General features: G+C 40.2%; 1 protein-coding gene. It reads right to left on the reverse strand.

Annotated features, from left to right (window positions below; all coding sequences use genetic code 11):
- Positions 1-1,184 (reverse strand): LamG-like jellyroll fold domain-containing protein (locus ABD031_RS13305; RefSeq protein ID WP_343852253.1); only part of this gene is annotated, 1,184 nt, incomplete at its 3' end.
- Positions 1,185-2,580 lie beyond the last annotated feature (1,396 nt).

Raw genomic sequence — 2,580 nt, forward strand, 5'->3', positions numbered from 1 at the left:
GTTTGGCCTATGGGGGCTCCTTTCCAGGTATAGTTTAGAGTGCCTGAATTCAGGGTAGCAATTAACGTTGTACCTCCGAAAAGTTCAATTTTGTCAACAGTCCCCTCTGATGCCAAATTAATCTGAACAGCGCTAAGCACGTCGAATTGGGAATTTTGAGCGGGCGAAACTATACTGATTTTAGAAGTTTCTTGCTTGCCCGCAAAATCGGGATAGGTGGTCTTGTTGTAAATCAGCCCAGAGATCTCTTCCTTAGAAAGCTGCCTGTTCCAGATTCCGACATTGTCCAAGACCCCTTCCAATCTTCTTGCGTAAGCTGCATTCCTAAGTAGTGAAGCCGACCCGACTGTCAGTTCCATATCCGAATCTCTAATAGACCCAGAGAACGATGGAGATTTCTCCGGACTTACCTTGTCCAAGTACAAACTGAATCCCTCGCCTGACTTGTAAGTCGCTATAACTCTTACCCATTTGCCCGCTGGGACAGTCTGGGTGGACACCCAGTCTTTCAGATTGGGAGTATTTGCACGGAGCCTAATTTTGTTGTCCTTCGTAATTGCCATGGCATACGTCTGGTTTTCTGGCCAGGATGAGGAAAACGTCTTCCCGACTATAACAGCCCCGTCTTCCATGCCATTTCCTTCCCTGAAGATGTCAGCCATCAAAGTAAATTCGGTATCGAGGTTCAGGGCGCTACTATGGGGAACGCTGGAGATCGAGGAACTCCCGTCATACTTGTTTCCTTTCTCATTAAAACCGGATACGTGGTCGATTGCACTGTTTTTCCCGTGATTCTGGCCATGGGAATCTCTGAGCGTTCCGGACACATTGCTGTCCATCTCGTAAAACGCTACAAGTCCCCCAAGTAAACCTGTACCGGGATTGGAAACCTCTGGTGTAGATGGTTGGGATGGTTGATCTGGTTCGATTTCGAAGTTTGCCTGAATGACCACATTGTAAGAAGGCATCACAATCTCATATTTCGCGGATCTGCTTACCTCTTTACCATTGATTGTCCAGTTCAAAAACCTGTAGCCTGGATTTGCTTCAGCCGTCAAACTTATTTTCTCCCCGGGATAATATCCAACCTCATTGTCATCTGCCAAATATTCTCCGGACGACTCACGTTTTTTTGATGTCAAATGGATCGCTTCTGTGTCATCATATCCATTCGATTTACTCAACATCGATAGATTATTATTAGAATATTCGGCAACATATTCCTTTTCGACACGTTCAAAAGGGTATGATTTCTTGTCGGATGAAAGTTTCAGGTGCTCATTTCCATGACAGTAATTCTCAAGAATCAAAGTCAAAAAAAGGTTTAGCATTAGTGCTAAAGTGAATTTGTTTTTCATAAGTAATCATTTCGCAGGTTTATGCCTGACAAGGGTGATGGACAAATTTAGCCTAGGGGCCTTTTGGGTGTATTGTTGAACTATGCCACAAGCAAAGACAGGGTACTCTTAGCTGTAGGCATACCTTACCAAAAATGATTTTGGTTCACTGCGCGCGAAATTTCCAATCATCATACCAAATCAATTTCGTAGAAATGTATCAATAGTTCTAAACGCTATCTGATGACTTCTACCCGTTGATTCAGTACTGGGCAACAAAACGCCTCGAAACCCAATCAAATATTGACAAGGATTTTTACTGGGGGTTCAAGCAATATTTTGTGGGGTGAACACAACCTTCATGCTCTTTTTTGGGTGAGTCCGGTGGGTGATTCCGGGTTTACTCGTAATAGTTTAATGCAATTTAATCATTTTCGGCTAGGGAGGCCCACATTCGAACGGAATATTACACATCAGATTTTTAAAGAAAATTCGAAGAAATTGATTCCTAATATCAAGCTGAACAAGACACGCCAACCATGTGCTGATTAAAACTGATGACTTTTGAAACACTTTGCGGGGCTTTCCCACAACTTCGTTTGAGCCCATAGCCAGTTCAAAACCCAACATAACCTGAATTCTTTTTCATTTCAATATCCATCTTTAAATCTAACATAGAGGTGAAGTAACAAATTTATCAACACCATGATAAGCACGTTATTATACTTTTCAACGAAAGATAAATGTAATTCATCCCAAACGATCGCTAAATTTTACAATAATTAGCTACTCGAATAAACTTATAGAAATCTAAACAAGAGAAACATAAACAACACCAAATTGGGACGAATACATTTAAACTTACCTCCTATTTCACTTCCAATTTAATGTTGCAAAAGAACTGAAATTTGAACTTTATATTTTGAAATAAAATATTTTGCTCTTTAAATGAGGCAAAATGTTATTCCGAAATAATCTTCTTCTAAGCCAAGAAGCGTTATTTATTTTAATCCACAAAATAAAAATAAAAAAAATATTCAGAACCTTAAATGCTTTACAGCCTTGCTGTTATTGCTGTAAAATGATATTCATTTTTCCTAGTACCTCCAAGCAACCTGGCTTACAAAAAACATCCGTTCATTTATATTCCAAACTAAATTAATGAGCATCCCCCAAAAGTTAGGACAGGATTGGTTTAAGGCCAAGTATACAGGAAGGGCGTGAGTTTTCCATATTTCCACAC

Origin of the sequence: Algoriphagus jejuensis (assembly GCF_039523455.1) — a bacterium.
GTDB lineage: Bacteria > Bacteroidota > Bacteroidia > Cytophagales > Cyclobacteriaceae > Algoriphagus > Algoriphagus jejuensis.